Below are 26,314 nucleotides of genomic sequence, written 5' to 3'. Positions count from 1 at the left end.
TCCAAAAAATTCAAACTCTCTACTTATACCTGTATAACACCTACATTAAATACCTCTTTAATCGGTGCATGATTTGCCGCTTCAATACCGACAGAAATAATTTTTCTAGTTTCCACCGGATCAATTATTCCATCAACCCAAAGTCTGGCTGCGGCATAATAGGGTGATAATTCTTCATTATATCGATCCGTTATCTCATTTAACAATTCCTGTTCAGCTTCCGGAGTAATTTCTTTTCCTTGCGATTTTAACGTTGCAGTTTGAATCTGAACTAATGTTTTTGCAGCTGTTGTACCACTCATTACCGCCATTTGTGCTGTTGGCCATGAATAAATTAATCTGGGATCATACGCTTTTCCACACATGGCATAATTTCCGGCACCGTATGAATTACCCACAATAAAAGTAAATTTTGGCACCACGGAATTGGCAACTGCATTCACCATTTTTGCCCCATCCTTAATAATCCCACCCTGCTCCGCACGACTTCCCACCATAAAACCGGTAACATCCTGAAAAAAAACCAGTGGAATTTTCTTTTGGTTACAATTCATGATAAACCTTGCGGCTTTGTCCGCCGATTCGCCATAAATAACACCGCCCATCTGCATTTCTCCTTTTCCGGATTTTACCATTTTTCGCTGATTGGCAACAATTCCAACTGCCCAGCCATCAATTCTTGCATAAGTACAAACAATGGTTTTCCCATAATCAGGTTTATATTCATCAAGTTCAGAAGCATCAACAATGCATTCCAGAATCTGTTTCATGTCATAAGGCTTCAACCTGTCTACCGGAAGAATATCATAAATTTCCTCAGGGAAACGAGCAGGCGTTATGGCTATTTTCCGATCAAAACCCGCGATAGCTGATTGTCCGATTTTATCAATATGCCTTTTGATAGCATCCAGGCAAGTTTTATCATCCGGGTATTTGTTGTCCGTGACACCGGAAATTTCGCAATGCATCGCAGCTCCCCCCAAAGTTTCGGCATCGACATCTTCTCCCACAGAAGATTTTACAAGATAGGGCCCGGCCAGAAAAACCGATCCTGTTCCTTCCACGATCATCGCTTCATCGGACATAATGGGCAAATAAGCTCCACCCGCCACACAACTTCCCATGATCGCGGAAATCTGAACAATACCCATCGCGGACATTTTAGCATTATTCCGAAAAATCCTTCCGAAATGTTCTTTGTCCGCAAAAACTTCTGCTTGCATAGGGAGATAAACTCCTGCGCTATCGACCAGATAAATAATCGGCAACAGGTTTTCCATGGAGATTTCCTGTGCCCGTAAATTTTTCTTGGCGGTTATCGGAAACCAGGCACCGGCCTTAACCGTTGCGTCATTTGCAACAATCACACATTGCTTTCCGGCAATGTTTCCGATACCGGCCACAACGCCTCCTGATGGGCAGCCGCCATCCTCTGAGTACATGCCATCCCCTGCAAAAGCACCAATTTCTAAAAAGTAAGAATCTGTGTCGATCAAATAATCTATTCGCTCTCTTGCAGTTAATTTCCCTTTTTTATGATGACTTTCAATCTTCTTCAGTCCCCCGCCTAATTTTACCTTTTCATATCGCTCATTAAGATTTTCAATGAGCTGCCGTGTGTTTTCCTGATTTGCCATAGCCTGATGAAATGTGTTTGAAACAATAATTATTTCAAATTCAAGGTAGAAATTTATTGGAACCTTTACTATCAAAAGCAAAAAAGTCGTCTGCTTACAGCAAACGACTTTCTCTATATTTGAACCTTAACTTGAAACTGCTATTTGATTTTCGTCGTCGTATCCAACGGTGATTCTGACGGCCCTTTATCTTTTTTACCAAAAACCGATAAATGCACATACCGTTTCGGATATTCCCTGAAATTCGTCATCAGTTTATTAAGACTGACAATGGTGCTGTTCAGGTTGTTATAAAGCGTTTCATCTTTTATCAGTTTTCCGGCTGTTCCTTTTCCTGATTCAACCTCAGCTAATATATGTCTTAATTCTGATATTGTCTGATTTGCACTTTGAACGGTTGCACCTAATCTCAGCGCCTGAAGAGAATCTGCAAAAGATCCCGTTTTGGCTAAAATTGGTTTCAATCCTTTTTCCGTTTCCACCAATGACTCTGACAATTTGTTAAGATTGGAAGTCATAACCAAGAGATTTTTCCGATTTTCGGTAACTAATCCCTGCACCGCATTTCCAGTCTGATCATAGTTTTTCAACATTTGGTTCAAAATTTTCCCGGTCTCCTTAAATCCATCCGCAACAGCTGCAAGATTTTGGATTAAAGAATCCGCATGTGTAATCAGCGGCAGTGCCTTTTCCTGTAAAACCGCAGAAATACCCGATTCCTTTTTCCCAAGCAAAGTGTCATTATCATGCAAATTTACTGAAGAAGTTCCCATAGACAAGTGGATCACTTTTCCGCCCAGCAATCCGCCATCAGCTAATAATGCAGCCGTTCCCTTTGGTAAAATAATTCCTTTCTGAATATCCAGTGACACCAGAAGACGGTTTTGCTGATTTTGCAACAATTTGATTTCCTGCACCCGCCCAACACTTAAACCATTCAGTAGTACCGGATTGGAAGCAGTTAACCCATCAATATTATCGTAAATAACATAGTACTTATAGGTCCTGGAAAATACGTCTGAGCCTTTGAGGATATTGAAGCCAAAATATAATAAGACCATCGCCATAACCGCCATTAACCCGACCTTTACCTCTTTTGTTAGCTTCATGAAGTTAGTAATTGGCTTTCAACTTTCGTCAAAAGCTTAAAATAATAAATGTTTACAAATCATTTCGTATTGATGAATGACAACTGATCAACAAAAAACCCTTTTGACAAATTTAATTATCCATTTGTTTTTTATAAACCTTGAATGCCTGAAGAATCGATTCTGCAACTTCGTCCTGGCCATCTTCGGAATTTAAATATTCTTCTTCTTCTGGTGTGGATAAAAATCCGGTTTCAATCAGCACACTGGGCATTGTTGTTCTCCACAATACCAGAAACCCTGCCTGCTTAACACCCCGGCTGTCACGGTCAGAAACTGAACGGAATTTTTTTTCAACATGTCCCGCAAAACGCAGGCTACTCGAAATAAATGCGCTTTGGTAGTTAGCCAGCATAATAGCCGCCAAAGGAGAATCCGGATCAAAACCCTTATATTTTTGCTTGTAATTCGTTTCTTTAAGAATTACCGAGTTCTCACGCTTTGCAACTTCAAGGTTACCATTCGTCTTGTGTAACCCCATCACGTACGTCTCAGTTCCTCTAACGCTGTGAGAATTGGGCGTAGAGTTGCAGTGTATGGATATAAAAAGATCTGCATTATTCCTGTTAGCGAAAGCAGAACGCTCGCCAAGTTCAATAAACTCGTCCGTATCACGGGTGTAAAGTACTCTTACATCCGGAGAATCTTCCTTGATTTTATGTCCAAGTGCTAGTGCAATTTTTAGTGCAACATTGGATTCTCTGGCCTTTTTTCCTCTTGTTCCGATATCATGACCGCCATGACCGGCATCAATTACCACAACATTTACCTTACTTTGCAAACTATATGAAGCGGGGGCTGTCCGAAAAGCGAAGGCCAAACTAAGAGACAAACAACTCGCTGCGATTACGATTTTAAGAACTTTTAACATTATTTTTTAGTTACGGCGTTATTCTTTAGGAGTTTCTCTGCTAATTTTGACATTCGTTATGCAAAAATACTCCTTTTGTTAGAACTGAAAAAAAAGGCGATTATTATATCGCTGGGACTTGTTGCGTTTCTTCTGTTAGGCACGATGGCATGTGTGAAGCAAAGCACAAAGAAATCTGGGAAAGATATTCTTACGTCGAAAGCCAAAATCAAAAATTCTGTGCCTTCGGTGACAGACAAATCTGCTATTTCCAAAACTCAGGATGGAAAAATTGTCAAAACAGATACACTTCCTTTAAGAGATTCCACGCTTGCGGATTCAGCCATCATCAAGGCCAAAATGGCCATTGCCGATTCTCTTGCTGCTGATTCTTTATCAAATCCTGATGATCTGCAAAATGTTGTTAAATATACTGCGGAAGATTCAACCATTATGGATGTGGTTTTAAAACAGGTTCACCTGTACGGGAACGCGGAGGTAAATTATGGCACTATTAATCTAAAAGCAAATTATATCCGTCTGAACTGGGTAACTAACGAAGTACTTGCGCATGGAACTTACGATTCAACTTCCCAAAAAACGATAGGTGAACCCATTTTCCAGGACGGGCCAGAGACTTATAACACGAAAGAAATCCGTTATAATTTTAAATCCAAAAAAGCCATTATCAGGGGAATTGTAACCCAGCAAGGGGATGGGAACGTGCGTGGCGACAGGGTAAAAAAAGATACAGAAGGGAATTTCTACATTCAGAAATCGATTTATACAACCTGTAATCTGACGCATCCGCACTATTACATCAACGCACCGAAAATCAAAATGGTGAATAAGAAACAGGTTATTTCCGGGCCTTTCAACCTGGTCATTGCCGATGTTCCCTTGCCTATTGTTATTCCATTCGGGTTTTTCCCATTTCCAAAAAAGAAAGAAGCCGGGACTTCAGGTATTATTTTCCCAACTTACGGTCAGGAGCCAAACGGACGGGGATTTTATCTGCGTGATGGTGGATATTATTTTGCCATCAGTGAATATATCAATGCCTCGGTTACCGGGCAGATTTATTCGACAGGAAGCTGGGGTTTAGGCCTTGCCACAACCTATTCAAAGCGTTACCAATATTCTGGTAATTTCTCTTTACGATACAATAAAAACAGATCCAGTGACGAGGTCCAAAATCAACTGGGCCTTGGCGGAACATCCGATTTTAATCTGGTTTGGTCACATGCGCCAAAACCGCGGGGCAACTCGACCTTTTCTGCCAACGTCAATATTGCCAGTAATAATTATAACTCGCTGCAGGAAACAAATGTATCCAAATATACAGCCAACGTCGCAAGTTCATCCGTTCAGTATAACAGGACAATGGGACAGTATCTAAGGGCTGCTGCCAGTTTACGTGTAAATCAAAATTTCGGACAGAGAGTACTTAATACCAACAAGAAAGTAGGTGGGAAAACCAATATTTCTTCTGATTTCAGTTTTGGAGTAAACCAGATCGCTCCATTTGCATTAAATGGCGGACGTTCTAGATGGTACGACAGTTTCCGTTTGGGAATGGATTTTAGCGGAAATTATACACTCACCAATTCAATCACTTTAATTGATACTTCCTATACCCGTCTTGGTTTCAAAGTTGATAATAAAATCAGAAGAACAGTTGATTCAACAGGAGCAATAATCCCGCTGACGTTACCTTTCAATATTTCAAATTTACCGGAATTCGCCAAAGATGCTCAGTTTACCGGTACTTACAGCATTCCGATTTCGCTTCCAAACTTTAAAATTTTCCGGTTTATCAATTTAACGCCTAGCATGTCTTTGTCTGGCCAGATTTATACCAAACAATATCAATACACTTTTAAGGGAGGAAACACGGTTCATATTGATACCCTGAATAAAATAGGAAATCAGTATTCCTATAACTTCGGAGCCGGAATAAACACACGCTTTTATGGGACATTTTTTGTCCGCGGAAAACGGCTTGAAGCAATCCGGCATACCGTTATCCCTACTTTATCCTATACTTATACACCTGATTTTACAGGCGACAATTACGGTTTTTATCAAACCGTGCAGATCAATGAACTGGGTGAAACAAAGAAATTATCCCGATATAATGGTATTGGTACCGGCGTAAGCAATGGAAAAGCAACCAGTGTTATCTCGTTCAGTTTGAATAACTCTTTTGAGATGAAGCTTAAATCCAAAAGTGATACCGCGGCGGCACAGTTTACCAAAGTATCCTTACTGGACAATTTAAGTTTTGGAGGTAGTTATAATTTAATGGCTGATTCCTTGAATTTGTCCAATATTACGGTTAATGCCAACGCGCGTGTTGGGAAGAATTTAAACCTGAACTTTAACGCCAACCTGGACCCTTATGCTTATATCGCAGATCCGGTTTACAAGACTAATAAAACGGGAATACGGGTAAACGAATATGCACTTAGCAAGGGACAAGGATTAGCAAATTTACAAAATCTTGGATTTACCCTGGGAACCAGTTTTTCTCCAAAAAAATCTGATAAAACCAAACCGGCCGCAACAACAACTGGCTTACCTGACGCTAACGTCACCGAAGAGCAGCGGGAATTCATCCGACGAAATGCAGATATGTATGTCGATTTTAATGTGCCCTGGAATTTAACACTGAATTATAACTTTGGATTAACCAAACCTGGTTTATCGAATGCTATGTTAATTCAGGCAATTAATGCAACGGGTGATTTGAGCTTATCAACCAATTTCAAAATTAGCGTAACAACCGGTTTTGACTTTACTGCTTTCAAACCTACCATTACCACCTTGACACTTTATCGTGATCTGCATTGTTGGGACATGAGTTTCAGCTGGACACCTTTCGCGGGAAGTGCTTCACGTGTAAGTAATTATAACTTTATATTGAAAGTTAAATCAAGTATTCTCCAGGATTTGAAACTGACCAGAAGACGGTCCTTCCAGGATAGGGCGGCATACTGATCGAGCTTTTAGCTTGTGGCTATTAGCTTATAGCTTGGGTTGGTGAGCATTTTCATTCACATGGCTAAAACAAATAATTGATCATTTTTTGCTTTAACTATAAACAGAAAAGCCGACCTTTTGGGCCGGCTTTCACATAATGTTTTTTGAGAAAAATTACTTCGAGGAAGCTTTTGCTGCTTCTTTTGCAACAACTTCTCCGTTAAGATATAAAGTAATAGATCCGCCTTCTGTGTTACTGAAAACAGTTACAGGCTTGTTGAAAGAACCAGCAGCAGCAGCGTTAAATGTTGCTTTGATGATACCCGTTTTTCCTGGCAATACAGGTGCTTTTGACCATACAGGAGTTGTACATCCGCATGAAACAGTTACGTTTGAAATCACAACAGGATCAGTACCTGTGTTTGTGAAAACAAATTCATTTGTAACAGGTGTTCCCTGAGGAACTTTACCAAACTTGTGTGTTTCTTCTTTGAATTTCAAAACACCTTTTTGTGCAAAACTAACCGTGGTTAAACCAACTAGTAAAACCAACGCGGAAAAGAATACTTTCATAGTTGTAGTGGTAACGTTTTTGTGTAAAACTGATTTAAATAACAAGATTAAAGTTTAAAAACGAAATTTAGTAAACATTAACTTATGTTAACAATGCTTTTAAACTTATTATGATTCGTTGTTATGATTATTATTTTCCTGTATAATTTTGGCCTGCATTATAAAAAAATGTAACTTAACTACGGTTTCAACCCGTAACGTTTGCTTATGCTTTTAAATGATAGTTTGACCGGTTCCAGTGTTTTGAATAAAGAAAATATAACAGACGATTATCGCCTGGCTTGTGAAAGTCGGCAAGTCAGCTTATTGGGGAGAAAAGATACCATGGGAGGCCGGTCCAAATTCGGAATTTTTGGGGATGGGAAAGAAGTAGCGCAGATTGCTCTGGCGCGGGCATTCAAGCTAGGTGATTTTCGCTCAGGCTATTACAGGGATCAAACCATCGAAGCATCGCTCGGGAATTTAACATGGCAGCAATTTTTTGCACAAATGTATGCCCATGCAGATCTGGAAAATGAGCCACATACGGGCGGCCGTTCTATGAACGGACACTTTTCAACCCGATGGCTGGATGAAAACGGAAAATGGCTGGACCAAACAAAATTATACAATTCAGTATGCGATATTTCCCCGACAGCCGGCCAGATTCCCCGTGCGGTTGGTTTAGCCTATGCTTCTAAACTTTACAGGAAAAATAAGGAAATCCAATATTTAGACACTTTTTCAAAAAAAGGAAACGAGATTGTTTTTGCAACAATCGGTGACGCGTCCACCTCACAAGGCATGTTTTGGGAGGCGATGAATGCAGCCGGTGTTTTACAAATTCCACTGCTAATGTCTGTTTGGGATGATGGATACGGAATTTCCGTTCCGGTTGAATATCAGACTACCAAATCAAGTATTTCAAAAGCACTTGGCGGATTACAACGTAATGATGAAGAAGCAGGCCTGGAAATCATAACAGTGAACGGCTGGGATTATCCGGCGCTTATTGAAACGTACAAAAGAGCTGCTGATCTTTGCAGGAATGAACAGATACCCGTTCTGGTCCACGTTACTGAACTCACACAGCCACAAGGACATTCATCATCAGGATCGCATGAAAGATATAAATCCAAACAGCGACTCCAATGGGAAAATGACCGCGATTGTAACCTGAGATTTCGTGGCTGGATTTTAAATAATGGTTATGCAACCGATGAAGAGCTCGAACGCATTGAGGCCGACGCAAAAGAAACAGCGAGAGATGCCCGAAACCGCGCCTGGAAAGCATATCGCAAAGATCTCGACACGGAGCATCTTGAAACTATAGAATTGCTTCAGAAAACGGCAAAAGAAAGTATTTTCTCAGAAGAGTTGTCGGCTATTGCCACGGAACTAAGCAAAACATATTATCCCGTACGACGTGATAATGCGGTTAGTGTTCGCAAAGCGCTGCGGCTTATTCGGAATGAAAACACGCCTTCCCGCGTACTTTTGCAGGAATGGCTTCAAAATACACTGAAAGAAAATGCAGTCCGCTACAATTCCCAGCTATACAGCGAATCTAATGAATCTCCTTTGTTAGTCGAGCCGGTGAATCCGGTATTTTCTGATGAAAGTATAACGGTTGATGGCCGTGAAGTTATTCGGTCCTACTTCAATGCGTTATTTGCCCAGGATCCACGTGTAGTGGCTATTGGTGAAGATGTGGGTATGATCGGTGACGTAAATCAGGGTTTGGCCGGATTACAGGAAAAGTATGGAGAAATAAGAATTACCGATACCGGAATCCGTGAAACGACGATTATTGGCCAGGGAATTGGAATGGCCATGAGAGGCTTACGCCCAATCGTTGAGATCCAGTACTTTGATTATATATATTATGCTTTGGCAACACTTACGGATGACCTTGCAAGTCTTCGTTACAGAACAGCCGGAGGACAAAAAGCACCATTAATTATTCGTACGCGTGGGCATCGCCTTGAAGGAATCTGGCATTCAGGTTCTCCTATGGGTACTATGCTCAGCAGTGTCCGTGGTATGCATATTGCCGTTCCAAGAAATTTCACGCAGGCTGCAGGTATATACAATACTTTGATAAAAGGTGACGATCCGGCTCTTGTTGTTGAACCACTTAACGCTTATCGCCAAAAGGAGTTACTGCCCGATAATATCGGAGAAATCTGCATTCCGCTTGGCCAGCCGGAAATCCTGAAAGAAGGGAAAGATGTCACCATCGTTACTTATGGCTCCATGTGCCGTATAGTTATGGAGGCAGCAACGCAATTACATAATCTGGGTATTGAAGTCGAGGTGATTGATGTGCAGACATTATTACCCTTTGATGTGGATCACCGGATTTTGGAATCAATCAAGAAAACGAACAGGGTGATTTTTGCAGATGAAGATGTGCCGGGAAGTGCTTCGGCTTTCATGATGCAGCAAGTTTTGGAAACGCAAAATGCGTATCGCTGGCTTGATTCTTCACCTGTTACAATATCAGCGAAACCGCATCGTCCTCCTTATGGTTCTGATGGAGATTATTTCACCAAACCTAACATGGATGATGTAATCGAAGTAGCTTACAAAATTATGCAGGAAACCGATCCGACTCATTTTCCTGCTTTGTATTAGCAGATTGATTTTAAGTTGCCTGTCTGAAATTTATTAGTTGATTTTAATAAATGAAGACATGTACGAAAGATTTGGCAAAAGATTTTTTGATATCATATCAGCGGCGGCGGGATTAATAATCCTGTCGCCGCTTTTTGTTTTTCTTATATTGATTTTATGTTTGGTCAATAAAGGCAAACCTTTCTTTTTCCAATCGCGGCCAGGTTTATTTTGCAAGATTTTTGTGATTATAAAATTCAAAACGATGCTTGATCTAAACGATTCAAGTATCGATGAATTACCTGATCAGGATAGAATAACAAGCATTGGAAAATTGCTCCGTCGCACCTCCCTGGACGAAATCCCGCAACTTTGGAATGTATTGAAAGGCGATATGAGTTTAGTAGGACCGAGACCGTTACTGATAGAATATTTATCAAGATACGATCAAAATCAACTTCGCCGTCATGATGTAAAACCCGGAATTACCGGCTGGGCGCAAGTTAATGGACGGAATGAAATCAGTTGGCAAGAGAAATTTAAATATGACTTATATTATGTTGATAATCCATCACTTTTGTTAGACTTACAAATAATTATAACAACAATTCAAAACCTGATTTTTCGTAAAAAACATGATTTTTATTCCAATAAAATAATGGAGGAATTTACAGGATCTTCTTCTTTGATTAATTAATTTTTCAAATAACACACACTTTTCAAAATGCTTATTTACGGTGCCGGTGGACATGCCAAAGTCATAATTTCCTGTATTCTGGCGAATCAAAATACCATTGATTCGATCTTCGATGACAATCCCGTTAGGAAAGAAATTCATGGAGTTTCAGTTGCAGGATTTTACAATTCTAAAACTTTGCCCGATCAAAAACTGATTATCGCAATTGGTGATAATTCAGTCAGAAGAATGCTTGCAGATCAGGTTAAACATGCTTTTGGAATAACCATTCACCCTTCATGCTCTGTTGACAAAAGTGTAAAGATCGGTGAAGGAACCGTTGTTTTGCATCATGCAGTTATCCAGGCCGATGCTACAATTGGAGAACATGTAATTATTAATACCGGCGTTTCCGTAGATCATGACTGTGTAATTGGGGATTTCGTACATCTCGCACCCGGCGTTATTCTGTCCGGAAATGTTTGTGTTGGAGAAAACACATTGGTTGGCGTTGGAAGTATTATTGCGCCTGGTTTAAAAATTGGAAAAAATTGTTTTGTCGCCGCTGGAAGCGTTGTTACCAGTAATATTCCGGACGGAGCAATTGTAAGAGGAAATCCAGCCAGGATAATTTCTCACCAAATATGAAAAAAATCTGGCTTTCTCCGCCACATATGAGCGGAAATGAATTGAAATATATACGCGAAGCATTTGAGTCAAACTGGATTGCACCACTTGGGCCAAATGTCGATGCTTTTGAACAGAAACTTGCAAATTATGTTGGCATTGATCATTCAGTAGCACTTTCTTCGGGTACGGCGGCTATACATCTTGCATTAATTATGGCAGGTGTAGGTCAAGGTGATATCGTTATTTGCCCAACTTTTACATTTGCTGCGAGTGCTAATCCGATCGTTTATCTCAAAGCAACGCCGGTTTTTATTGACAGTGAAAATTCGACCTGGAATCTCTGTCCTGATGTATTAGAAGAAGCTATAATCTATTATATCAAAATAGGCAAAAAACCGAAAGCGATCATTGGCGTTCACATTTACGGAATGCCAATGCAATTGAACGAGATTTTTTCTCTCTGTGAAAAATATGAAATTCCGTTTATTGAAGATGCCGCGGAAGCTTTGGGATCTTCTTATCAAGGGAAAAAGTTAGGCTCGTTTGGAAAAATCAGCATTATATCTTTTAACGGAAATAAAATCATTACTACTTCGGGTGGTGGTGCCTTACTTTCTGATGATCTCTCTTTAATAAAAAAAGCAAAGTTTCTGGCGTCACAAGCAAAAGATGAAGCTCCGCATTATCAACATTCTGAAATCGGGTATAATTATCGTCTCAGTAATATTTGTGCAGGAATCGGAAGAGCTCAGCTTGAAGTACTTGATGAGCGCGTGAAAAGCAGACAGGCTAATTTTGATTTTTATACAAAAGAATTGAGGAAATTACCGCGTATTTCATTCCAAAATGAACCTCCCGGTTTTGTTTCTAATCGCTGGCTGACGTGTATTATAATCGATCCGAAATTGGCAGAAGGAATAAATCCTGATAGAATCCGTCTGCATTTGGAAGCAAAAAATATCGAATCGCGGCCTTTGTGGAAACCATTACATTTGCAGCCTGTTTTTAAAGATGTTCCATATTTTGGCGGAAATGTTGCTGAAAAGCTTTTTGAACAAGGGCTTTGTCTGCCATCTGGATCGAACTTAACAGAAAATGATCTTTCCGTTATTTGTAACAATATAAAAGCAGTATTTCATAAATCATAAAAAAAGCCTTCCGCCAAATTATTGGCAGAAGGCTTTTTATTAATTTCAATACTTATTTACAAAACCTCGACATCAAACCAAAGTGGTGAATAAGGATAAACAAGATAAATACCTGATGAAGACTGAACACCAGTTTTACCGTAACCTAATGCAGATGGAATTAAAATAGTAGCTTTTTCTCCTCTACGCAATTTGCGAATAGCTCGATCAAAACCAGGAATATATTTTCCACTACCCGTTGTGACTGAGAGAGGCGTAGCGCCATTATCAAATATAGCACCCGTCAACAGCTTCGCTTTATATGATACAGTAACTGTTTTCCCAATACCCAAAGTATCTCCTATTGCAGTATTTGTTCTCACAATTACAAGATTGTCCGTGGTCTTCTCCGAAATTGTCAGTTTGTTTGCAACTACAAAATCATCAATTTGCTTCACTTCCGAACGGCTGCTAACGACTTCAATATTCATTTTAATTACTGAATAAGCTGGAACATCGTCGGATGCGTATGATCCAAATGCCAGATAAAACGGCATAAACAACGTTGCGGATTCCCCAACACGAAGGATGTTAAGGGCACGCTCCATTCCTCCCAATAAAAATCCAAGATTGTACGGACGCACAAAAGGAACTTTATCTGTATTTTCGGAAGAAGCAACCTTCTTTCCATCCAAAGTATAAGCGTTGAAATTAAGTCTGATACCATCCTGCGCAACTGGCTTAGCACCCGCAGGATTTGCTCTTCTCAAAACGTAATACATGCCGGATGAATCCTTCGTAGCTGTGATAGAACTGTCGGCCAGATATTTTTCTATTGATTGCTGATTTTCGACTGCCTTTGCTTCATCGTCATATTCAATCCCTTTGTTACAAGAAATCATCCCCACAACCCCGGCCAACATCACGCCTAGTGTTAAAATTTTACGCTTCATTTCGTTCCTTTTAATGTTTTTCAAAATAGGTTATTCATTTATACTTTTCAATCCTCTTCTGTTCAGACATTATCGAAACCCAAAAGGTTGGAAGACTTATTAAAATATTTTAAATTTTCAACTTCTCATAATACAGGCAAAATGAAGTCAGCGGGCAAATATTACATTTAGGCGTTCGGGCCAGACAAATATAACGTCCATGTAAAATAAGCCAGTGATGTGCTTTTGGAACGAGTGCGGTCGGAATATGCCGCATCAATCCTTTTTCAACAGCAAGCGGTGTGTTAGCCGTGGAAGGAACCAATCCCAACCGCCGCGAAACCCGAAAAACATGTGTATCAACCGCCATTGCCGGCTGATTAAAAATGACAGAAGCAATCACATTGGCAGTCTTTCTGCCTACGCCGGGAAGTTCCTGAAGTTCAGGAATGGAGGCTGGAATTTCTGATCCGAATTTATCGACCAGCATTCTTGCCATTCCAACCAGATGTTTGCTTTTATTATTCGGATAGGAAACTGATCGGATGTATGTAAATACCTCATCCGAATTAGAAGCAGCCAGTGATTCAGGATCGGGGAAACGATCAAATAAAGCAGGAGTTACCTGATTGATACGTTTATCTGTGCATTGCGCAGACAAAATAACAGCAACCAGCAATTCATAAGGATTACCGTAATGGAGCTCAGTTTCAGGTTCGGGAAAATTTGTTGTAAAATATGCTAAAAATGATTGAAAGCGCTCTTTCCTATTCATAAAACTGACCAAACATGATGATAATTATCTATTACGACAGAAATAATCCGGCCGTTGACAAAATTAATAATTATGGACTGAATGCCTTATTTATTTAAAATAGGAAATGTTAAACTTCAATCGGAATTACGAATGAAATTTGGATAATCAGGCAGGTATTTAAAAACAGTGCACAACATCATATCGTTTCCTTTTCGAAAAAGGAAAGCGAAATTCCAGGACAGTCTGATATTGATACCAAACTGTCCTGAAAACAAAAAACAACCTATTGAACTTTCTAGCAAGAAAGTGCCCTAGATTGTTTTGCTGTTTGTTGCCGTGAATAATGAATGATTTTCTGGACAGAACGATCCGAAGGTGTCCGGACAATTTTGTTCATCTGCTCCTTGATCTCCAAAGAATCCAGATAAAAATTCATTAAATCGTCGTCGAGCGCAAGCGCCTCAACGATCTGGTCATTTTCATTTAGAGTTGTTTCGGCATATAAATACCTGATAACATCATCGTAGGTAAAAGTTTTTGTCATATTGCGGGGTACGTTGGCTGAATTGCTTGCGCAAATTTATCAACGCGTAACGCATCCTTCCCAATGCCGTATTAATACTCACACCTGTGGCATCAGCAATTTCCTGAAAACTCATGTCCTCGTAATGGCGCATGATCAGAACCTGCTTTTGTACATCCGGCAGTCGTTGGATCATCTCCCTCAACTGCTCGTGCGTCTCTTGCCGAATCTGGATTGATTCAACGGAATCCTCCGCGAAATCCAGTGTATTAAATACGCTGCTTCCATCTTCGAACACTACATTGGGGTAGCGTTTATCGCGTCTGAAATAATCAATGGCTAGGTTGTGTGCGATCCGTATAATCCATGGCAAAAATTTACCTTCGTCATTATATCTGCCTGACTTAATAGTGTCAACTGCCTTTATAAATGTGTCCTGTAATAAATCCTCGGCTACATATTGGTCCTTGACAATCAGGTAAATAGTCGTGTAAATTCTTGACTTATGGCGCTGAACAAGCTTTTCAAATGCTTTCTCATTACCACGAATATACAATGTTACCAACTCACTGTCGCTAACTTGGACTTTCTCCATTTTACTATTCGATTTAGTTAACGTAGAGCAGTTCGTCTATATTGTTTCTCCTTTCTTTAGTAAGTGTGAAAATGATGTGATTCTGGTACTTTTCGAATTATATTAATCAAAGAAATAGATTTGGCAATTGATTTGCAAATGTTTGCACTCCTTTTTTTTCTAATTTAATTCTAATTAACACATATTAACAAGTAAATAACATAAGTGCCCGCTTTTACCACAATTCGCTTACGTCTATACCTATTAGTTCAAATAATAGAACTTATCAAATAATATACGATAAATTATAGGACTTTGGATCGAAACGGGAATAATTTTATTAAAATTTCCGGACGAAATTTTAATGTCTTATTTGAAAACAAACAATAATTTTGAAGCATGAAATATCAGCATCTTTTTTTTGACCTTGACCATACTTTATGGGATTTTGAAAAGAATTCTTCCGAATCCCTTGAAGAAATTTATTATAATTCTGACCTGAAACAACATGGAGTTTCATCCATGGAGCTTTTTATCGAATCCTTTTTAAGAATAAACACGGAGCTTTGGGATGCTTTTGACCGCGGGACTTTGCACCATGCCTATATACGCGAAAATCGTTTCAAAATGGTTTTTGACGAACTTGGAGTAGTGTGTCCGGCAAATCATGTGGAAATTGGAGAAATTTATCTTAATACACTTCCTCAAAAGAAACATCTACTGGAAGGTGCGCTGGATATTCTCAATTACGTTACGGACAAAGGTTATGCCGTTCATATCGTCACAAATGGATTTAATGACATTCAGGCGAAGAAAATTTCCAGTTCAGGTATTTCCCACTTTTTCAAAAACGTGATAACTTTTGAAAATGCCAGTGCAAAAAAGCCTGATCCGAAGATCTTTGCCTATGCACTGGAAATGGCGAATGCCACACCAGAAGAAAGTATCATGATAGGGGACAACTGGATTGCCGATGTGATGGGCGCAAAACAATTTGGCCTGGATACGGTTTATCTTAATCCCGCCGGCCTTTCCTTTAACGACTCACCAACCTATGACATCCGCCGCCTGGAAGAGTTAAAGCTGATTTTTTAAATTTCGATAAAAACAGTAGTAATTACTGATGTAATCAGAGAAACTATTTTACGTCGTCTTCTTCATAAAAAGATATTTTTAATTCGCGAAGATAATTTTTGATTACATCCACGTGAACGCATTGGCCAACATTAAGAAACGGGAAATTTGAGACTCGTTTTCTTTGCCCGTCAGTGATCACTTCGCGGTTGACCTGATCAAATCCCAGATGAAGGTGTCGCGTCGCGCTCTGCATACCATAAATAGTTCCATTCCGATCAAAAAGAGGACCGCCGCTCTGTCCACGAAGTCCTGGAGTACTCATTTCTATTCCGACTATGTTATTGCCTTCTCCTATGTGTCTGGTTATAATACCGTCTATAGGAAAGCTTGGTGTATTCACGCGACCTTCCCGGATCCACTCAATATCATTCGTACTTTTATTCAACTGATAATTTGTGAATTCAGGAAAAGGATAACCCAACCTGCAAAGATATTTTCCTTGTTTTACGCCTTTGGTATCTTTCAAAAATGCGGCATGCCCCTGATAAAATTTGGTGTCATAGTCCCTGAACTGAATTACGGCAAGATCTTGTGTCGGGTGCAGATTGATTGTCAGACTTCTATAAGCATTCACACAATTTATAAAATTGGAAAGAATTCTGATCGGCGTTTCAGAATTAATTTTATACTTGCCTTCCAGAAATTGCTTTTGGGTATCAAATCCGGGATCGCGTTCGAATCGCCTTAACTCACCTTTGAATTTAAGGTAATTTTCGTAAATCTGATTGGCATAAAGGATTTGTCTGGCAATGTGACGGCATGTGATCGCAAAACCATCTTCATTGATAAAAAACAAAGTTCCTGTTCCCGGGATAATATCACTTCCTCCGTAATAACGCGCGATAAAATGGATAGGACGGGTGAACTGGTCGACCCTTTCAATGGCTTCAACAAACATAATAATTATAAGGAGAGGTTAGGAATTTACTGAAGTTGGATTGGAATAATCGCTTCCGTTTGATCCCAGCTTAAAATCATGTTCACGCCAGAAGGCTGTTCTTCAAAGTAAATTTTAAATAATTCTTCGACTTTCCTGTTAATTCTGATTGGAACATTTGCCTTCAGGAAATCCTGACCATCGTTATAATTAGTACCCCACTGACCCGTTTCGCTGTTCAGAATTACGGTCCACTCAGATTGACCGGGGATTGTCCAGATCGAATATTTACCTGGTTTTACAGGCTTCCCGGCAAACAAAATTCCCTTACCAATGTTAATTACAGTAGCTTCATTTGCTCCGGTTCTCCATACTTTTCCGTAAGGAACCAGTGCTTTATCCTGTTCCCTGCCAAAAATAAATCTTTTTTTCTTTGAAGGCTGGCTGTAATTTAAGTCAATATCAATTCCATTTTTATGAAATTCGGCGATAGCGGCGGGACTGGACGATTTGGTATATTTTTTAAAACCAAAATAGCCGATAATTAAAAGAACAAAAATTAAAGAGAGGATCAGGAGAGTTTTTTTCATAGGAGTTAGGGGCAAATAATTCGGTAAAAGGTATAGCTCACAGACAGCCGGATGTAATAGTAGGTATCCTTTCTGGACGGGTCGCCCTGCTGAAGCTTGTCATTATTTTTTGGATCTCCACCAAGATTGTCGATGTAATCGCTATACGTTTTTCGGGTTCCATATTCGAGGCCAATATTCCATGGGCGCTTGATCTGATATTTAATTCCGACACCATAAGGGATGACAAACGTGTTGGTTTTATAATTGTCGGTAACAACGTCAGGTTTAAATTTCGAATATCCAATACCTCCAAAAACATAAGGCGTCCAATTTACAGCATACCGTTTTTCCTGATAATCAAGAAAGTTGTATTCTGCCACCGTACTCACCTCGGTTATCCTTGATCGAAAAGACATGTTTCTTGCCTTTTGAAACGGATCCTTGCTGTTTTGATCAGAAGCACCAACCAGACCTGCGGCCACCTCCGCCCTAAGCGATAATGCATGATTAGGATTATACCTGAAAAATAAACTTCCCGCCGGTTTCACAAACCGCAATTTAAATGATGGTGAAATATCACCTTTATAATTAAAAACGCCTAAACCCCCACCAATTTCAATTTTTTGGGCTATCGTTTCAAATCCCGTAAAAACTGAACTGGTGAATAAGAGAAGTATCAGCAAAAATCTTACACGCAACTGTTTCAATGTATTTAATTATTGATCTGTTTATTTCAATGGAGGGCATTTGATCTGTGTAGGAAGCACATAATTGATATGAATTGTTCCTATCAGATAATTATCTTTAAGTGTCGGGCTATTACCACGAGGCGATCCCGCTGAACCATAATTATTATCTTTTAAAACCTGGAATGGGTCTGCTTCCCCTGAGTTATAAATAGCCTGCGTGTATTTCTTTAATCCTGCTGTTCTGTCAATTCCTTTTCTGGCTGTAAGGACTTCCCCTGATCGATTAGCCATTTGCAAAGCCAATGGATTATCCGCAAAAACAGCAGGATCAGCATAATTTCCTGCAACGTCATCCAGATAATCAGTAAACGTTTTTCTAAAACCCAGCTCAGCCCCAACGTCAAACCTGTCATTAATTTTATATCTGACACCAATTCCAACTGGTATAGCAAACTGGATAAGAGAATAAGGCTTGGCATAACCCGGACGTCCCTGACCTTCTGTACCCAAGGATTGAAGTTTCACCCAATTACCATTGGGAGCATCTAATGCCTTTGGATTATGAGCGACAACAGCAACTCCTCCAAACAAATAAGCGCTAAACTGAGGTCTGCGATCGTAACTTCTGTTATCCGGAGTTAACTTGTAGATACCTTCAACTGCAAATTCTTTCAGATCATTCCGGAAACTTAGATTTCGGGGAAACCGTAAATTTGTCGGATCCTTCTTGTTCATTTTATAATCATCCCCAACAATTCTTGCATAAGTAAAAGAAGCCCTTGCAGCCAATCTTGGTGTAAAATGTCTTGTATAATTTCCTGTTACACTCCATCGCATCATACCAAAGGTTGATCTCAATGGTGTTGTGTAAGAAGCCATATCTCCATAATAATTTGAGGTTCCAACCCCAAATCCCACGGTCGAGTAAGGAATAAAAGTACCGCGTCTTACCTGTGCCTTAGCGTTGTAAGTAACAACCAATAATCCAAGCACTAAAAAAAATAACAGCTTTTTGCTTATCGGTCTCATTTTAAAATTTTTAACCATTTTAGATCAATTTTTTGCAAAAATAGAACAGTTGTCGGTTTTCCTAAGGATATATCTCCTTTTGAACGTATTTCTCTAAATTTTATTTGTAAGGCATATAGAAATTAAATTAAACCGAAGATCTTAACCTGAATAGAGTACAGCTAAAAGTCACAAAAGTAACTCTGAATACCATTTATATTATGCCCTTTCTCAACCAGAAATCGTAAATTTACTATTATTGTATAATTGAAATAAGATCTGCGCGATGATTACCAGTAAAAACCTCACGTTCTCCTACTCACCACAAAAGCAATTTAGTTTTCCAGATATAGCTTGTAACGATAAAGAAGCATTGCTTATTCTTGGACAATCGGGCAGGGGTAAAACGACTTTCCTACATTTGCTTGCACTTTTATTGCAACCTGATGCCGGCAATATACAGATATCCGGTCACACATTGTCTGGCTTATCTTCAAGCGAAAGAACGAATATCAGGGCAAAAAATCTGGGAATAATTTATCAGCGCGCTCATTTTGTGAGTGCTTTATCTGTGCTGGACAATATTTTATTGTCAAACTATCTTGCAGGAAATAAACAGGATAAAGAAAAAGCGACTTACCTGGCTGAGCAACTGGGTTTTGCTGATCACCTCAATAAAAAAACAACCCAGCTAAGTCAGGGAGAACAGCAGCGCGTAAGTATTGCGAGAGCACTGATGAACAATCCAAATGTGATCCTGGCGGATGAACCAACATCCAGCCTTGATGATAATAATTGTCAGAAAGTAATAGAACTTCTCAAAAAACAATCTTCGCTGATCGGTGCAAGCCTTGTGGTGGTAACGCATGACCAGCGGCTTAAAGATGAATTCCCAAATCAGGTTTTTTTATAATTGGCATATCCAATTCCGAAATGACTTTATGAGTTTACGTCAAATGTAAACTTTAACTTATAGAAATACGATCAGAATGAATCTCTTTAAAATAAGTATTGCCAATCTTAAAGAAAAAAAATTAAACAGTTTTTTGAGCGCCTTACTGCTGACGCTGGGAATTGGAATGATTTCATTGTTGCTGCTTTTAAACAAACAGCTCGACGAACAATTCAGAAGAAATATCAGAGGCATTGACATGGTGGTAGGGGCCAAAGGAAGTCCTTTGCAGCTTATACTTTCAAGTATTTATCAGATTGATTCTCCAACCGGCAATATTCCGCTGAGCGAGGTTAACGCGCTAAAAAGAAATCCATTTATCAAAACCATTATACCGTTATCAATGGGGGATAATTATCGTGGTTTCCGGATCGTAGGTACAACATCCAAATACGTCGAACATTTTCAGGCTAAAATAAAAGAGGGTGCGTTGTTCAGCAAACCAATGGACGTGACGCTGGGAAGCAAAGTTGCCAAAAACTCAGAGCTCAAAATCGGTGATACTTTTGCCAGTTCACATGGTTTGGATTCAGATGGTGATGCGCATAATGATAAAAAATACAAAGTTACCGGCATTTTTGAGCCAACCGGTTCTGTGGTTGATCAACTGGTTTTGACAAATCTGGAAAGTGTCTGGGAAATTCATGAACATGCTGAAACTCCGGCTGCGGATAATAAGGAAAATCATCCTGCTCACGAAGAAGAAATGGATGAATCTCATCACGAAGCAGAAAAACAGGTTACCAGCGCATTAATTCAGTTTCGTAATCCAATGGGATTAATTACAATTCCGCGACAGATCAATCAAAATACTTCTATGCAGGCAGCTTTGCCGAGCATTGAGATCAACAGGTTATTTTCACTTCTGGGCGTTGGGATTGATACGTTGAGAGCTCTTGCACTGGTTATTATTGTGATAGCGGGTGTGAGTGTTTTTATTTCACTATATAATTCTCTTAAAGAACGGAAATATGAGATGGCTCTCATGCTTTCAATGGGAGCAACCAGGACGAAATTGTTTTTTATGCTTTTGCTGGAAGGTTTGATTTTAGCAGTTACGGGCTATCTTTCCGGAGTAATTTTAAGCCGGGTTGGCTTATGGCTTTTTAGCAGAGCAGCGGAGCAGGATTTTCATTATTCTATTCGGGAATTTAATTTATTACCCGAAGAGCTCTATTTATTGGCTGGTGCGCTAATTCTTGGATTATTTGCCGCAGCATTACCTTCCCTTGGTATTTACCGACTGAATATATCCCGAACATTGGCAGAGGAATGATATTAATTGTATTTTTGTTTACTACCTGAATCCTTTTTTGTACTAAAAAATTATATAATATGAAATCTGTACGTTTCATAGCGCTGGCACTGCTACTTAGCTCTTTATTTGCATTTACACCCGCTTCTGCTCCGGCAAAACTGACCTGGGAAACTTTGCGTGATGTAACCTTCAAGAAAAAATGGTATGCCGAAGAATCAATTTACATGCTGCATCCGACTTTTGGCCCGAGTGTTCAGAAATTAAAAAATCAGCCTGTGACGATAACGGGATACATTCTTCCCGTTGATCTTGATGCTAATTTGTATGTTCTTTCCGCATTCCCTTTTAGCGCCTGTTTCTTCTGCGGAGGAGCCGGACCAGAAACGGTTATGACTTTAAACTTTAAAAAAGGGACAAGAAAATTCAAGACCGATGAGCGTTTGACTTTTCAGGGAACCTTGAAATTAAATGCCGACGATATTTATCAGATGAATTACATTCTGGACGGTGCTGAAATAGTTGATTAACAGGAAAATTTAAATCCCCAACAACCTCCAGACTCCGGAAATAAAGAAAAGAACCAATCCCACCGGAGTTAAAACTTTCCAGCCTAAGTACATCAATTGATCCACTCGTAGACGTGGAAGTGTCCAGCGCGCCCACATTTGTACGAGAATTCCCATAAGCGCTTTTCCTAATAACCAGAAAGCTCCGGTTAAATAACCAAACCAAGTTCCTGGTTCACCGCTGGTCCAGTCGGCCAGTTTTATTGGACCAATATTTGGAAATGGCGTGTTCCAGCTGCCCAGAAAAAGAATCGCACCCAGAAGCGAAACAAGCAGCATCATACCATATTCAGATAACATGAATAAAGCCCAGCGCATACCTGAATATTCTGTATGAAAACCGGCTACCAATTCTGATTCGCCTTCTGGTAAATCAAAAGGAGCACGGTTACATTCTGCCAAGGAAGCAATAAAATATACTACATAGGCAAGAAGAAGAAATGGATTCCGGATAATATTCCAGGACAAGAATCCACCAACCGATGTCACATCAATACCAAATCTTCTCATACCAAAAAGATAAACGGTTTCTCCGGAATAAATCCCTTGCTGAAAACTGATTATCTGCAAATCGAGTGTTTGAGACAACATTACAACACAAAGAACAGACAATCCTAATGGAACTTCGTAGGAAATAATTTGTGCCACTGCGCGCATGGCGCCATACAAAGCGAATTTATTATTGGATCCCCAACCAGCCATTAATAGGCCAATGACATCCACAGAAACAATAGTCAGTAAGAAAAAAACACCAACAGCTGCACCTGACCCCGCAAGACCAGGAGCTAATGGAACTACTGCAAAACCTGTGAAAACAGAGGCAAAAATTACAATTGGCGCAATTAGAAAAAGTCTGCGATCCGCTGCTTTCGGTACAATATCTTCTTTTTGAAGTAACTTTAAAAGATCTGCAAAAAGCTGTAATAAACCCCATTTCCCAACTTCCATAGGCCCCATCCTATCCTGAATAAAAGCGGAAACTTTACGTTCAAGATATACCCCGACAACAACGAAGCCGGGAACAATTGCCAGGAAAATAAAAAGAGTAATGGGCATTAAATAGTTGAAAGTTGTAAGATGTATCGGCAAAAATAAACAAAATTGTTACTCTTCCTCATCCTTTTGACCTTTATAACCTGAAGCTTGCAGCAGATTGGCTGCATTGTCGTTTTTCATGAGTTCGGGTAATGTTACATTTGGATTTTCAGCCATGTACCGGCTTACGATCCGCCAGCCAATCCAGCGCCCGATTCCACCCGGGACTTCATTACCGATTTCAGTGGTGAAGGGACGTTCTCCAATGAATTTCTGTTTTTTAAGATCTGTATTTTCGTACAATAATTTATTCGACACAAAAAACGACCATATCGCCTCCTGACTGTTATAAGTTCTTGTCAAACTTTCTTCCGAATATCCCAAAATCAGGCTATCCGGAGCATTGGGTATAACCTGTTTCACAAATTCATATCCTTTTCCATAACCGATCATATCAGCCAAAAGCGTCCGGTCGGAGGCGTTGATATGGTTATATTTATTTGACATGAAAAAAATAATTGAAGGAACGATGTATTCCTTTTGATAACGCTTTAATTGATAATCATACACATCCGGTCGATACATCGCTTTTGGCCCGCCGAAATAATCCAGTCCGATAACAATCAGCGAATCAGAAATATACAGATCATTTCCTGCAAAACCGGTTACCATGAATTTTACTTCCGGCGCTTTAAAATTGGGATAAAATTTAGCGATTTGTCCAAAAGCTTCTTTCAATGGATTGATAACAGAAACATTTCTATCGCCAATGATTGAATCCAGCTGTACTTTGAATGCCCTAAAATCTTTATTTTGCAAAATCTGAAAAAGATGAGCCGGCAATTCGGCTTTGGCTACGGGTGCATCGGTGAAATACCAGTCGGATAAATACGGATGCTTGTCCAGAAAACTTTGGACGTCGTTTACTGATTTACAAGCGAATAATTGTTCATCCAAATTTTCAGTGTGTACCGTAACTTGCAACGCACCGGAATCGGACACTGATTCTTTTTTAGTATCTGTTTTACAAGAGGAAAACCCTAATGCAAGGCAGCTGACAACGATTAAAGTGCGTATATAAAACATTCGGAAGAAACGAATTATCATGATTGATCAAAATACAAAAATAGAAAAAAAACGGATAAGCATCTTAGGTTGCGGCTGGCTGGGCTTTCCCTTAGCTCAACGTTTGCTAACGGATGATATTTCATCACAAGTAAAAGGGAGCACAACTTCTGCGGATAAAATTGAAAAATTTAAGCAATCAGGAATTGAGGGCTTTTTGTTAAAATTAGATCCGGAAATTTCCGGAAATGAGGTTGAGATTAAATCCTTTTTTGATTGTGATACTTTAATTATTTCAATTCCTCCAAAATTATCAAAAAACGAAGCTGATTTTCATCCAAGACAAATTCAGTCCGTAATTGATCACATAAAAAACGCTCCGATTATAGAGATTTTATACGTCAGTTCGACCAGTATATATCCTGATTTGAACCGAATTGTTATAGAAAGTGATGTCGTTTCACCGGAACAATCTCCTTCTCCGGCTATGGTGGAAGCTGAAAATCTATTGATAAATCTCCGTGGAGACAGACAAGTTTCGATTTTGCGTCATGGTGGATTACTAGGCTATAATCGTATTCCTGGAAAATATATTAAAGGCCAAAAAGAATTAACAACAGGCTCTATACCTGTCAATTACATCCACCGGGATGATTCTGTCGGAATCATTATTTCCATCTTAGAAAAGGGCATAGCCAACGAAACTTTCAATATTGTTGCTCCATTGCATCCAACCAGAAAAGAAATTTATATCAAATCCTGCGCTCAATTTGGTTGGGAGGCTCCAACGTTCGCGGAACAAAATATTCAAACCGATTTTAAAATGATATCAGCAGAAAAATTGAATTCATTTTATGAATACGATTTCAAATTCCCCGATCCTTTGTTGTTTTATTATGAAGAATAAGTAAGCGATTAAACTCTTTTTTAATAAAAAATCCGTGAGAGAAGTCCCACGGATTTTTTATAACCAAAGTTTTAAATCAATTATTGCATACCCAAAAGCTCCGTTAACTTAGCTTCCAAAGCTGGTCCGCGAAGATTTTTTGCAATAACTTTTCCTTCTTTATCCAATAAATAAGTCTGTGGAATTGCACTTACACCATAGGTCTGCGCTACTACCGAATTCCAGAATTTAAGATCTGATCCGTGTATCCAGGTTAAGTTATCTTTTTTAATTGCAGCTTTCCAGGCATTAGCTTCTTTGTCTAGTGAAACACCGTAAATGTCAAAACCTTTGCTTTTAAATTTGTCATACATACGAACCACATTCGGGTTTTCCATACGACATGGGCCACACCAGGAAGCCCAGAAATCAATTAAAACAAATTTTCCGCGCAGGGAAGAAAGTGCAACCGGTTTTCCTTCCGGATCATTCAGTGTAAAATCCGGTGCTTCATCGCCAACAGAAATACCTTTGATCCGCTTAATCTGGCCAATAAATGCTTCTGCCAGTTTTGGCGTAGGTTTCACACTTTCAAATTTTTTGGCCACTTCCTGCAAAATAGGAAGATCGGTTTCAGGATTTAAAAAGTTATTTGCTGCAAAAATAGCCACCAGCGATGTTCCCATTTCCGGAATCAATGCCTTGATTTTAGTTACCTGTTCCTGCTCCGCACCTTGATATGCTTTCTGGATTTCCTGAATTTTCTTAGTGTCCTTTTTTGCTTCTGCCTTGGCATATTCGTCATTCCAGACAGCAACTTTTGCACCCATACTGCGGTTTATATCCACCAGTTTGGCGTAATAATCCATGTTTTTTGAACCTGTAATTTCTACTTTGCCAGGATTTCCTTTGCTGTCTTTGTCAAATCCGTCTGCTACTATATTGAACGTTTCACCACCTTCCGAAAGCAAAACTATTTTCTGGCGATCAGCGATATTCAGCAAGTAAAAACTGCCACCATCTTTTTCCAATCCTTTAATTGTAAAAGATCCATCAGCAGACATTTTGGCCGAATCCAGTTTTATAGCCGTTCCGGTTACCAGCGACTGACTTAACAAGACCTTTTCACCTGCTGAACCATTTTTAACTTTACCGTTAATTGTAAAAGTTTTAGGAGTTATCTGGGCCATTACGGAGACACCCGTTAAGGCCAATCCTAAAATAAAAAAGCCTGTTTTAATGCGTTTCTTCATAATTTCCTTTGC

General features: G+C 39.5%; 25 protein-coding genes. 10 read left to right on the top strand and 15 right to left on the bottom strand.

The window, feature by feature from the left end:
* Window positions 1-23: 23 nt before the first annotated feature.
* The 3 genes from FZF08_RS12075 to FZF08_RS12065 form a co-directional block, all read right to left on the bottom strand.
* Window positions 24-1,637: an acyl-CoA carboxylase subunit beta gene (locus FZF08_RS12075; RefSeq protein ID WP_159469092.1), complete on the bottom strand. Its 1,614-nt coding sequence runs from the start codon at window positions 1,635-1,637 to the stop codon at window positions 24-26.
* A 140-nt stretch (window positions 1,638-1,777) separates the two neighbouring features.
* Complete coding sequence (locus tag FZF08_RS12070; protein ID WP_159469090.1) at window positions 1,778-2,746, bottom strand: MlaD family protein; 969 nt, start codon at window positions 2,744-2,746, stop codon at window positions 1,778-1,780.
* A 112-nt stretch (window positions 2,747-2,858) separates the two neighbouring features.
* Complete coding sequence (locus FZF08_RS12065; protein WP_159469088.1) at window positions 2,859-3,656, bottom strand: N-acetylmuramoyl-L-alanine amidase; 798 nt, start codon at window positions 3,654-3,656, stop codon at window positions 2,859-2,861.
* Between the two features lie 75 nt (window positions 3,657-3,731).
* Here FZF08_RS12065 and FZF08_RS12060 point away from each other — a divergent pair, with 75 nt between their 5' ends.
* Window positions 3,732-6,635, top strand: a complete 2,904-nt coding sequence (locus FZF08_RS12060; RefSeq protein WP_159469086.1) for a putative LPS assembly protein LptD — start codon at window positions 3,732-3,734, stop codon at window positions 6,633-6,635.
* Window positions 6,636-6,791: 156 nt separating this feature from the next.
* Here FZF08_RS12060 and FZF08_RS12055 read toward each other — a convergent pair whose 3' ends face one another.
* The gene (locus FZF08_RS12055) at window positions 6,792-7,190 is read right to left on the bottom strand and encodes a DUF1573 domain-containing protein (RefSeq protein ID WP_137341009.1); all 399 of its coding nucleotides are present in this window, start codon (window positions 7,188-7,190) and stop codon (window positions 6,792-6,794) included.
* A 207-nt stretch (window positions 7,191-7,397) separates the two neighbouring features.
* On the opposite strand from FZF08_RS12055, the gene FZF08_RS12050 reads away from it, so the two are divergent.
* From FZF08_RS12050 to FZF08_RS12035, 4 genes are read left to right on the top strand one after another with little or no spacing between them, the layout of a single operon-like run.
* Window positions 7,398-9,806 (top strand): thiamine pyrophosphate-dependent enzyme, encoded by a 2,409-nt coding sequence (locus FZF08_RS12050; RefSeq protein WP_159469084.1) that lies wholly within the window; start codon window positions 7,398-7,400, stop codon window positions 9,804-9,806.
* A 58-nt stretch (window positions 9,807-9,864) separates the two neighbouring features.
* Complete coding sequence (locus tag FZF08_RS12045; RefSeq protein WP_159469082.1) at window positions 9,865-10,482, top strand: sugar transferase; 618 nt, start codon at window positions 9,865-9,867, stop codon at window positions 10,480-10,482.
* A 27-nt stretch (window positions 10,483-10,509) separates the two neighbouring features.
* A complete protein-coding gene (locus tag FZF08_RS12040; RefSeq protein ID WP_159469080.1) occupies window positions 10,510-11,109 on the top strand; it encodes an acetyltransferase in 600 nt (199 codons plus the stop codon).
* Window positions 11,106-12,239: a DegT/DnrJ/EryC1/StrS aminotransferase family protein gene (locus tag FZF08_RS12035; RefSeq protein ID WP_159469079.1), complete on the top strand. Its 1,134-nt coding sequence runs from the start codon at window positions 11,106-11,108 to the stop codon at window positions 12,237-12,239. The genes FZF08_RS12040 and FZF08_RS12035 overlap by 4 nt, the downstream gene beginning before the upstream one ends.
* A gap of 56 nt (window positions 12,240-12,295) precedes the next feature.
* On the opposite strand, the gene FZF08_RS12030 is transcribed toward FZF08_RS12035, so the two are convergent.
* The 4 genes from FZF08_RS12030 to FZF08_RS12015 all read right to left on the bottom strand — a co-directional run bounded on the left by FZF08_RS12030 (window position 12,296) and on the right by FZF08_RS12015 (window position 15,025).
* Window positions 12,296-13,171: an FKBP-type peptidyl-prolyl cis-trans isomerase gene (locus FZF08_RS12030; protein WP_159469077.1), complete on the bottom strand. Its 876-nt coding sequence runs from the start codon at window positions 13,169-13,171 to the stop codon at window positions 12,296-12,298.
* Between the two features lie 109 nt (window positions 13,172-13,280).
* Window positions 13,281-13,925 (bottom strand): endonuclease III, encoded by a 645-nt coding sequence (gene nth, locus FZF08_RS12025; RefSeq protein ID WP_159469075.1) that lies wholly within the window; start codon window positions 13,923-13,925, stop codon window positions 13,281-13,283.
* Window positions 13,926-14,202: 277 nt separating this feature from the next.
* Window positions 14,203-14,451 (bottom strand): hypothetical protein, encoded by a 249-nt coding sequence (locus FZF08_RS12020; RefSeq protein WP_159469073.1) that lies wholly within the window; start codon window positions 14,449-14,451, stop codon window positions 14,203-14,205.
* Window positions 14,426-15,025, bottom strand: a complete 600-nt coding sequence (locus FZF08_RS12015) for an RNA polymerase sigma factor (RefSeq protein WP_137341017.1) — start codon at window positions 15,023-15,025, stop codon at window positions 14,426-14,428. Before FZF08_RS12015 ends, FZF08_RS12020 begins: the two co-directional genes overlap by 26 nt.
* Before the next feature lie 378 nt (window positions 15,026-15,403).
* Between FZF08_RS12015 and FZF08_RS12010 the strand changes: the two genes are divergently transcribed.
* A complete protein-coding gene (locus tag FZF08_RS12010) occupies window positions 15,404-16,099 on the top strand; it encodes a YjjG family noncanonical pyrimidine nucleotidase (RefSeq protein ID WP_159469071.1) in 696 nt (231 codons plus the stop codon).
* 43 nt (window positions 16,100-16,142) lie between these two features.
* Here FZF08_RS12010 and FZF08_RS12005 read toward each other — a convergent pair whose 3' ends face one another.
* From FZF08_RS12005 to FZF08_RS11990, 4 genes are read right to left on the bottom strand one after another with little or no spacing between them, the layout of a single operon-like run.
* Complete coding sequence (locus FZF08_RS12005) at window positions 16,143-17,039, bottom strand: serine protease (RefSeq protein ID WP_159469069.1); 897 nt, start codon at window positions 17,037-17,039, stop codon at window positions 16,143-16,145.
* Window positions 17,040-17,065: 26 nt separating this feature from the next.
* Entirely contained in the window at window positions 17,066-17,608 is a 543-nt protein-coding gene (locus FZF08_RS12000; protein ID WP_159469067.1) for a DUF2911 domain-containing protein, read from the bottom strand.
* A gap of 5 nt (window positions 17,609-17,613) precedes the next feature.
* The gene (locus tag FZF08_RS11995) at window positions 17,614-18,297 is read right to left on the bottom strand and encodes a DUF6089 family protein (RefSeq protein ID WP_200837070.1); all 684 of its coding nucleotides are present in this window, start codon (window positions 18,295-18,297) and stop codon (window positions 17,614-17,616) included.
* Window positions 18,298-18,318: 21 nt separating this feature from the next.
* Window positions 18,319-19,308: a DUF6089 family protein gene (locus tag FZF08_RS11990; RefSeq protein WP_159469065.1), complete on the bottom strand. Its 990-nt coding sequence runs from the start codon at window positions 19,306-19,308 to the stop codon at window positions 18,319-18,321.
* Between the two features lie 265 nt (window positions 19,309-19,573).
* Here FZF08_RS11990 and FZF08_RS11985 point away from each other — a divergent pair, with 265 nt between their 5' ends.
* The 3 genes from FZF08_RS11985 to FZF08_RS11975 all read left to right on the top strand — a co-directional run bounded on the left by FZF08_RS11985 (window position 19,574) and on the right by FZF08_RS11975 (window position 22,024).
* Window positions 19,574-20,200: an ABC transporter ATP-binding protein gene (locus tag FZF08_RS11985; protein WP_159469063.1), complete on the top strand. Its 627-nt coding sequence runs from the start codon at window positions 19,574-19,576 to the stop codon at window positions 20,198-20,200.
* A gap of 76 nt (window positions 20,201-20,276) precedes the next feature.
* Window positions 20,277-21,515: an FtsX-like permease family protein gene (locus tag FZF08_RS11980; RefSeq protein ID WP_159469061.1), complete on the top strand. Its 1,239-nt coding sequence runs from the start codon at window positions 20,277-20,279 to the stop codon at window positions 21,513-21,515.
* A 59-nt stretch (window positions 21,516-21,574) separates the two neighbouring features.
* Complete coding sequence (locus tag FZF08_RS11975; protein WP_159469059.1) at window positions 21,575-22,024, top strand: DUF3299 domain-containing protein; 450 nt, start codon at window positions 21,575-21,577, stop codon at window positions 22,022-22,024.
* A 9-nt stretch (window positions 22,025-22,033) separates the two neighbouring features.
* Here the strand turns inward: FZF08_RS11975 and FZF08_RS11970 are convergent, their stop codons facing one another.
* Both FZF08_RS11970 and FZF08_RS11965 read right to left on the bottom strand, forming a co-directional pair.
* Window positions 22,034-23,119, bottom strand: coding sequence for a complex I subunit 1 family protein (locus FZF08_RS11970; protein WP_159469057.1), 1,086 nt, complete (start codon window positions 23,117-23,119; stop codon window positions 22,034-22,036).
* Between the two features lie 48 nt (window positions 23,120-23,167).
* Window positions 23,168-24,205 (bottom strand): gliding motility protein, encoded by a 1,038-nt coding sequence (locus FZF08_RS11965; protein WP_229216507.1) that lies wholly within the window; start codon window positions 24,203-24,205, stop codon window positions 23,168-23,170.
* On the opposite strand from FZF08_RS11965, the gene FZF08_RS11960 reads away from it, so the two are divergent.
* Window positions 24,204-25,070, top strand: a complete 867-nt coding sequence (locus FZF08_RS11960) for an NAD-dependent dehydratase (RefSeq protein WP_159469055.1) — start codon at window positions 24,204-24,206, stop codon at window positions 25,068-25,070. The genes FZF08_RS11965 and FZF08_RS11960 overlap by 2 nt on opposite strands.
* An 80-nt stretch (window positions 25,071-25,150) precedes the next feature.
* On the opposite strand, the gene FZF08_RS11955 is transcribed toward FZF08_RS11960, so the two are convergent.
* The gene (locus FZF08_RS11955; protein WP_159469053.1) at window positions 25,151-26,302 is read right to left on the bottom strand and encodes a TlpA disulfide reductase family protein; all 1,152 of its coding nucleotides are present in this window, start codon (window positions 26,300-26,302) and stop codon (window positions 25,151-25,153) included.
* Window positions 26,303-26,314 lie beyond the last annotated feature (12 nt).

Origin of the sequence: Dyadobacter sp. 3J3, assembly GCF_009801115.1 — a bacterium.
GTDB lineage: Bacteria > Bacteroidota > Bacteroidia > Cytophagales > Spirosomataceae > Dyadobacter.
This window is presented reverse-complemented; position numbering and strand designations above follow the sequence as displayed.

What these genes read in the sequence shown, in the direction of transcription:
- FZF08_RS12075 (WP_159469092.1), bottom strand. Translation starts at nt 1,637, where the DNA reads ATGGCAAATCAGGAAAACACACGGCAGCTCATTGAAAATCTTAATGAG.
- FZF08_RS12070 (WP_159469090.1), bottom strand. Translation starts at nt 2,746, where the DNA reads ATGAAGCTAACAAAAGAGGTAAAGGTCGGGTTAATGGCGGTTATGGCG.
- FZF08_RS12065 (WP_159469088.1), bottom strand. Translation starts at nt 3,656, where the DNA reads ATGTTAAAAGTTCTTAAAATCGTAATCGCAGCGAGTTGTTTGTCTCTT.
- FZF08_RS12055 (WP_137341009.1), bottom strand. Translation starts at nt 7,190, where the DNA reads ATGAAAGTATTCTTTTCCGCGTTGGTTTTACTAGTTGGTTTAACCACG.
- FZF08_RS12050 (WP_159469084.1), top strand. Translation starts at nt 7,398, where the DNA reads ATGCTTTTAAATGATAGTTTGACCGGTTCCAGTGTTTTGAATAAAGAA.
- FZF08_RS12045 (WP_159469082.1), top strand. Translation starts at nt 9,865, where the DNA reads ATGTACGAAAGATTTGGCAAAAGATTTTTTGATATCATATCAGCGGCG.
- FZF08_RS12040 (WP_159469080.1), top strand. Translation starts at nt 10,510, where the DNA reads ATGCTTATTTACGGTGCCGGTGGACATGCCAAAGTCATAATTTCCTGT.
- FZF08_RS12035 (WP_159469079.1), top strand. Translation starts at nt 11,106, where the DNA reads ATGAAAAAAATCTGGCTTTCTCCGCCACATATGAGCGGAAATGAATTG.
- FZF08_RS12030 (WP_159469077.1), bottom strand. Translation starts at nt 13,171, where the DNA reads ATGAAGCGTAAAATTTTAACACTAGGCGTGATGTTGGCCGGGGTTGTG.
- nth (WP_159469075.1), bottom strand. Translation starts at nt 13,925, where the DNA reads ATGAATAGGAAAGAGCGCTTTCAATCATTTTTAGCATATTTTACAACA.
- FZF08_RS12020 (WP_159469073.1), bottom strand. Translation starts at nt 14,451, where the DNA reads ATGACAAAAACTTTTACCTACGATGATGTTATCAGGTATTTATATGCC.
- FZF08_RS12015 (WP_137341017.1), bottom strand. Translation starts at nt 15,025, where the DNA reads ATGGAGAAAGTCCAAGTTAGCGACAGTGAGTTGGTAACATTGTATATT.
- FZF08_RS12010 (WP_159469071.1), top strand. Translation starts at nt 15,404, where the DNA reads ATGAAATATCAGCATCTTTTTTTTGACCTTGACCATACTTTATGGGAT.
- FZF08_RS12005 (WP_159469069.1), bottom strand. Translation starts at nt 17,039, where the DNA reads ATGTTTGTTGAAGCCATTGAAAGGGTCGACCAGTTCACCCGTCCTATC.
- FZF08_RS12000 (WP_159469067.1), bottom strand. Translation starts at nt 17,608, where the DNA reads ATGAAAAAAACTCTCCTGATCCTCTCTTTAATTTTTGTTCTTTTAATT.
- FZF08_RS11990 (WP_159469065.1), bottom strand. Translation starts at nt 19,308, where the DNA reads ATGAGACCGATAAGCAAAAAGCTGTTATTTTTTTTAGTGCTTGGATTA.
- FZF08_RS11985 (WP_159469063.1), top strand. Translation starts at nt 19,574, where the DNA reads ATGATTACCAGTAAAAACCTCACGTTCTCCTACTCACCACAAAAGCAA.
- FZF08_RS11980 (WP_159469061.1), top strand. Translation starts at nt 20,277, where the DNA reads ATGAATCTCTTTAAAATAAGTATTGCCAATCTTAAAGAAAAAAAATTA.
- FZF08_RS11975 (WP_159469059.1), top strand. Translation starts at nt 21,575, where the DNA reads ATGAAATCTGTACGTTTCATAGCGCTGGCACTGCTACTTAGCTCTTTA.
- FZF08_RS11970 (WP_159469057.1), bottom strand. Translation starts at nt 23,119, where the DNA reads ATGCCCATTACTCTTTTTATTTTCCTGGCAATTGTTCCCGGCTTCGTT.
- FZF08_RS11960 (WP_159469055.1), top strand. Translation starts at nt 24,204, where the DNA reads ATGATTGATCAAAATACAAAAATAGAAAAAAAACGGATAAGCATCTTA.
- FZF08_RS11965 (WP_229216507.1), bottom strand. Translation starts at nt 24,205, where the DNA reads ATGATAATTCGTTTCTTCCGAATGTTTTATATACGCACTTTAATCGTT.
- FZF08_RS11955 (WP_159469053.1), bottom strand. Translation starts at nt 26,302, where the DNA reads ATGAAGAAACGCATTAAAACAGGCTTTTTTATTTTAGGATTGGCCTTA.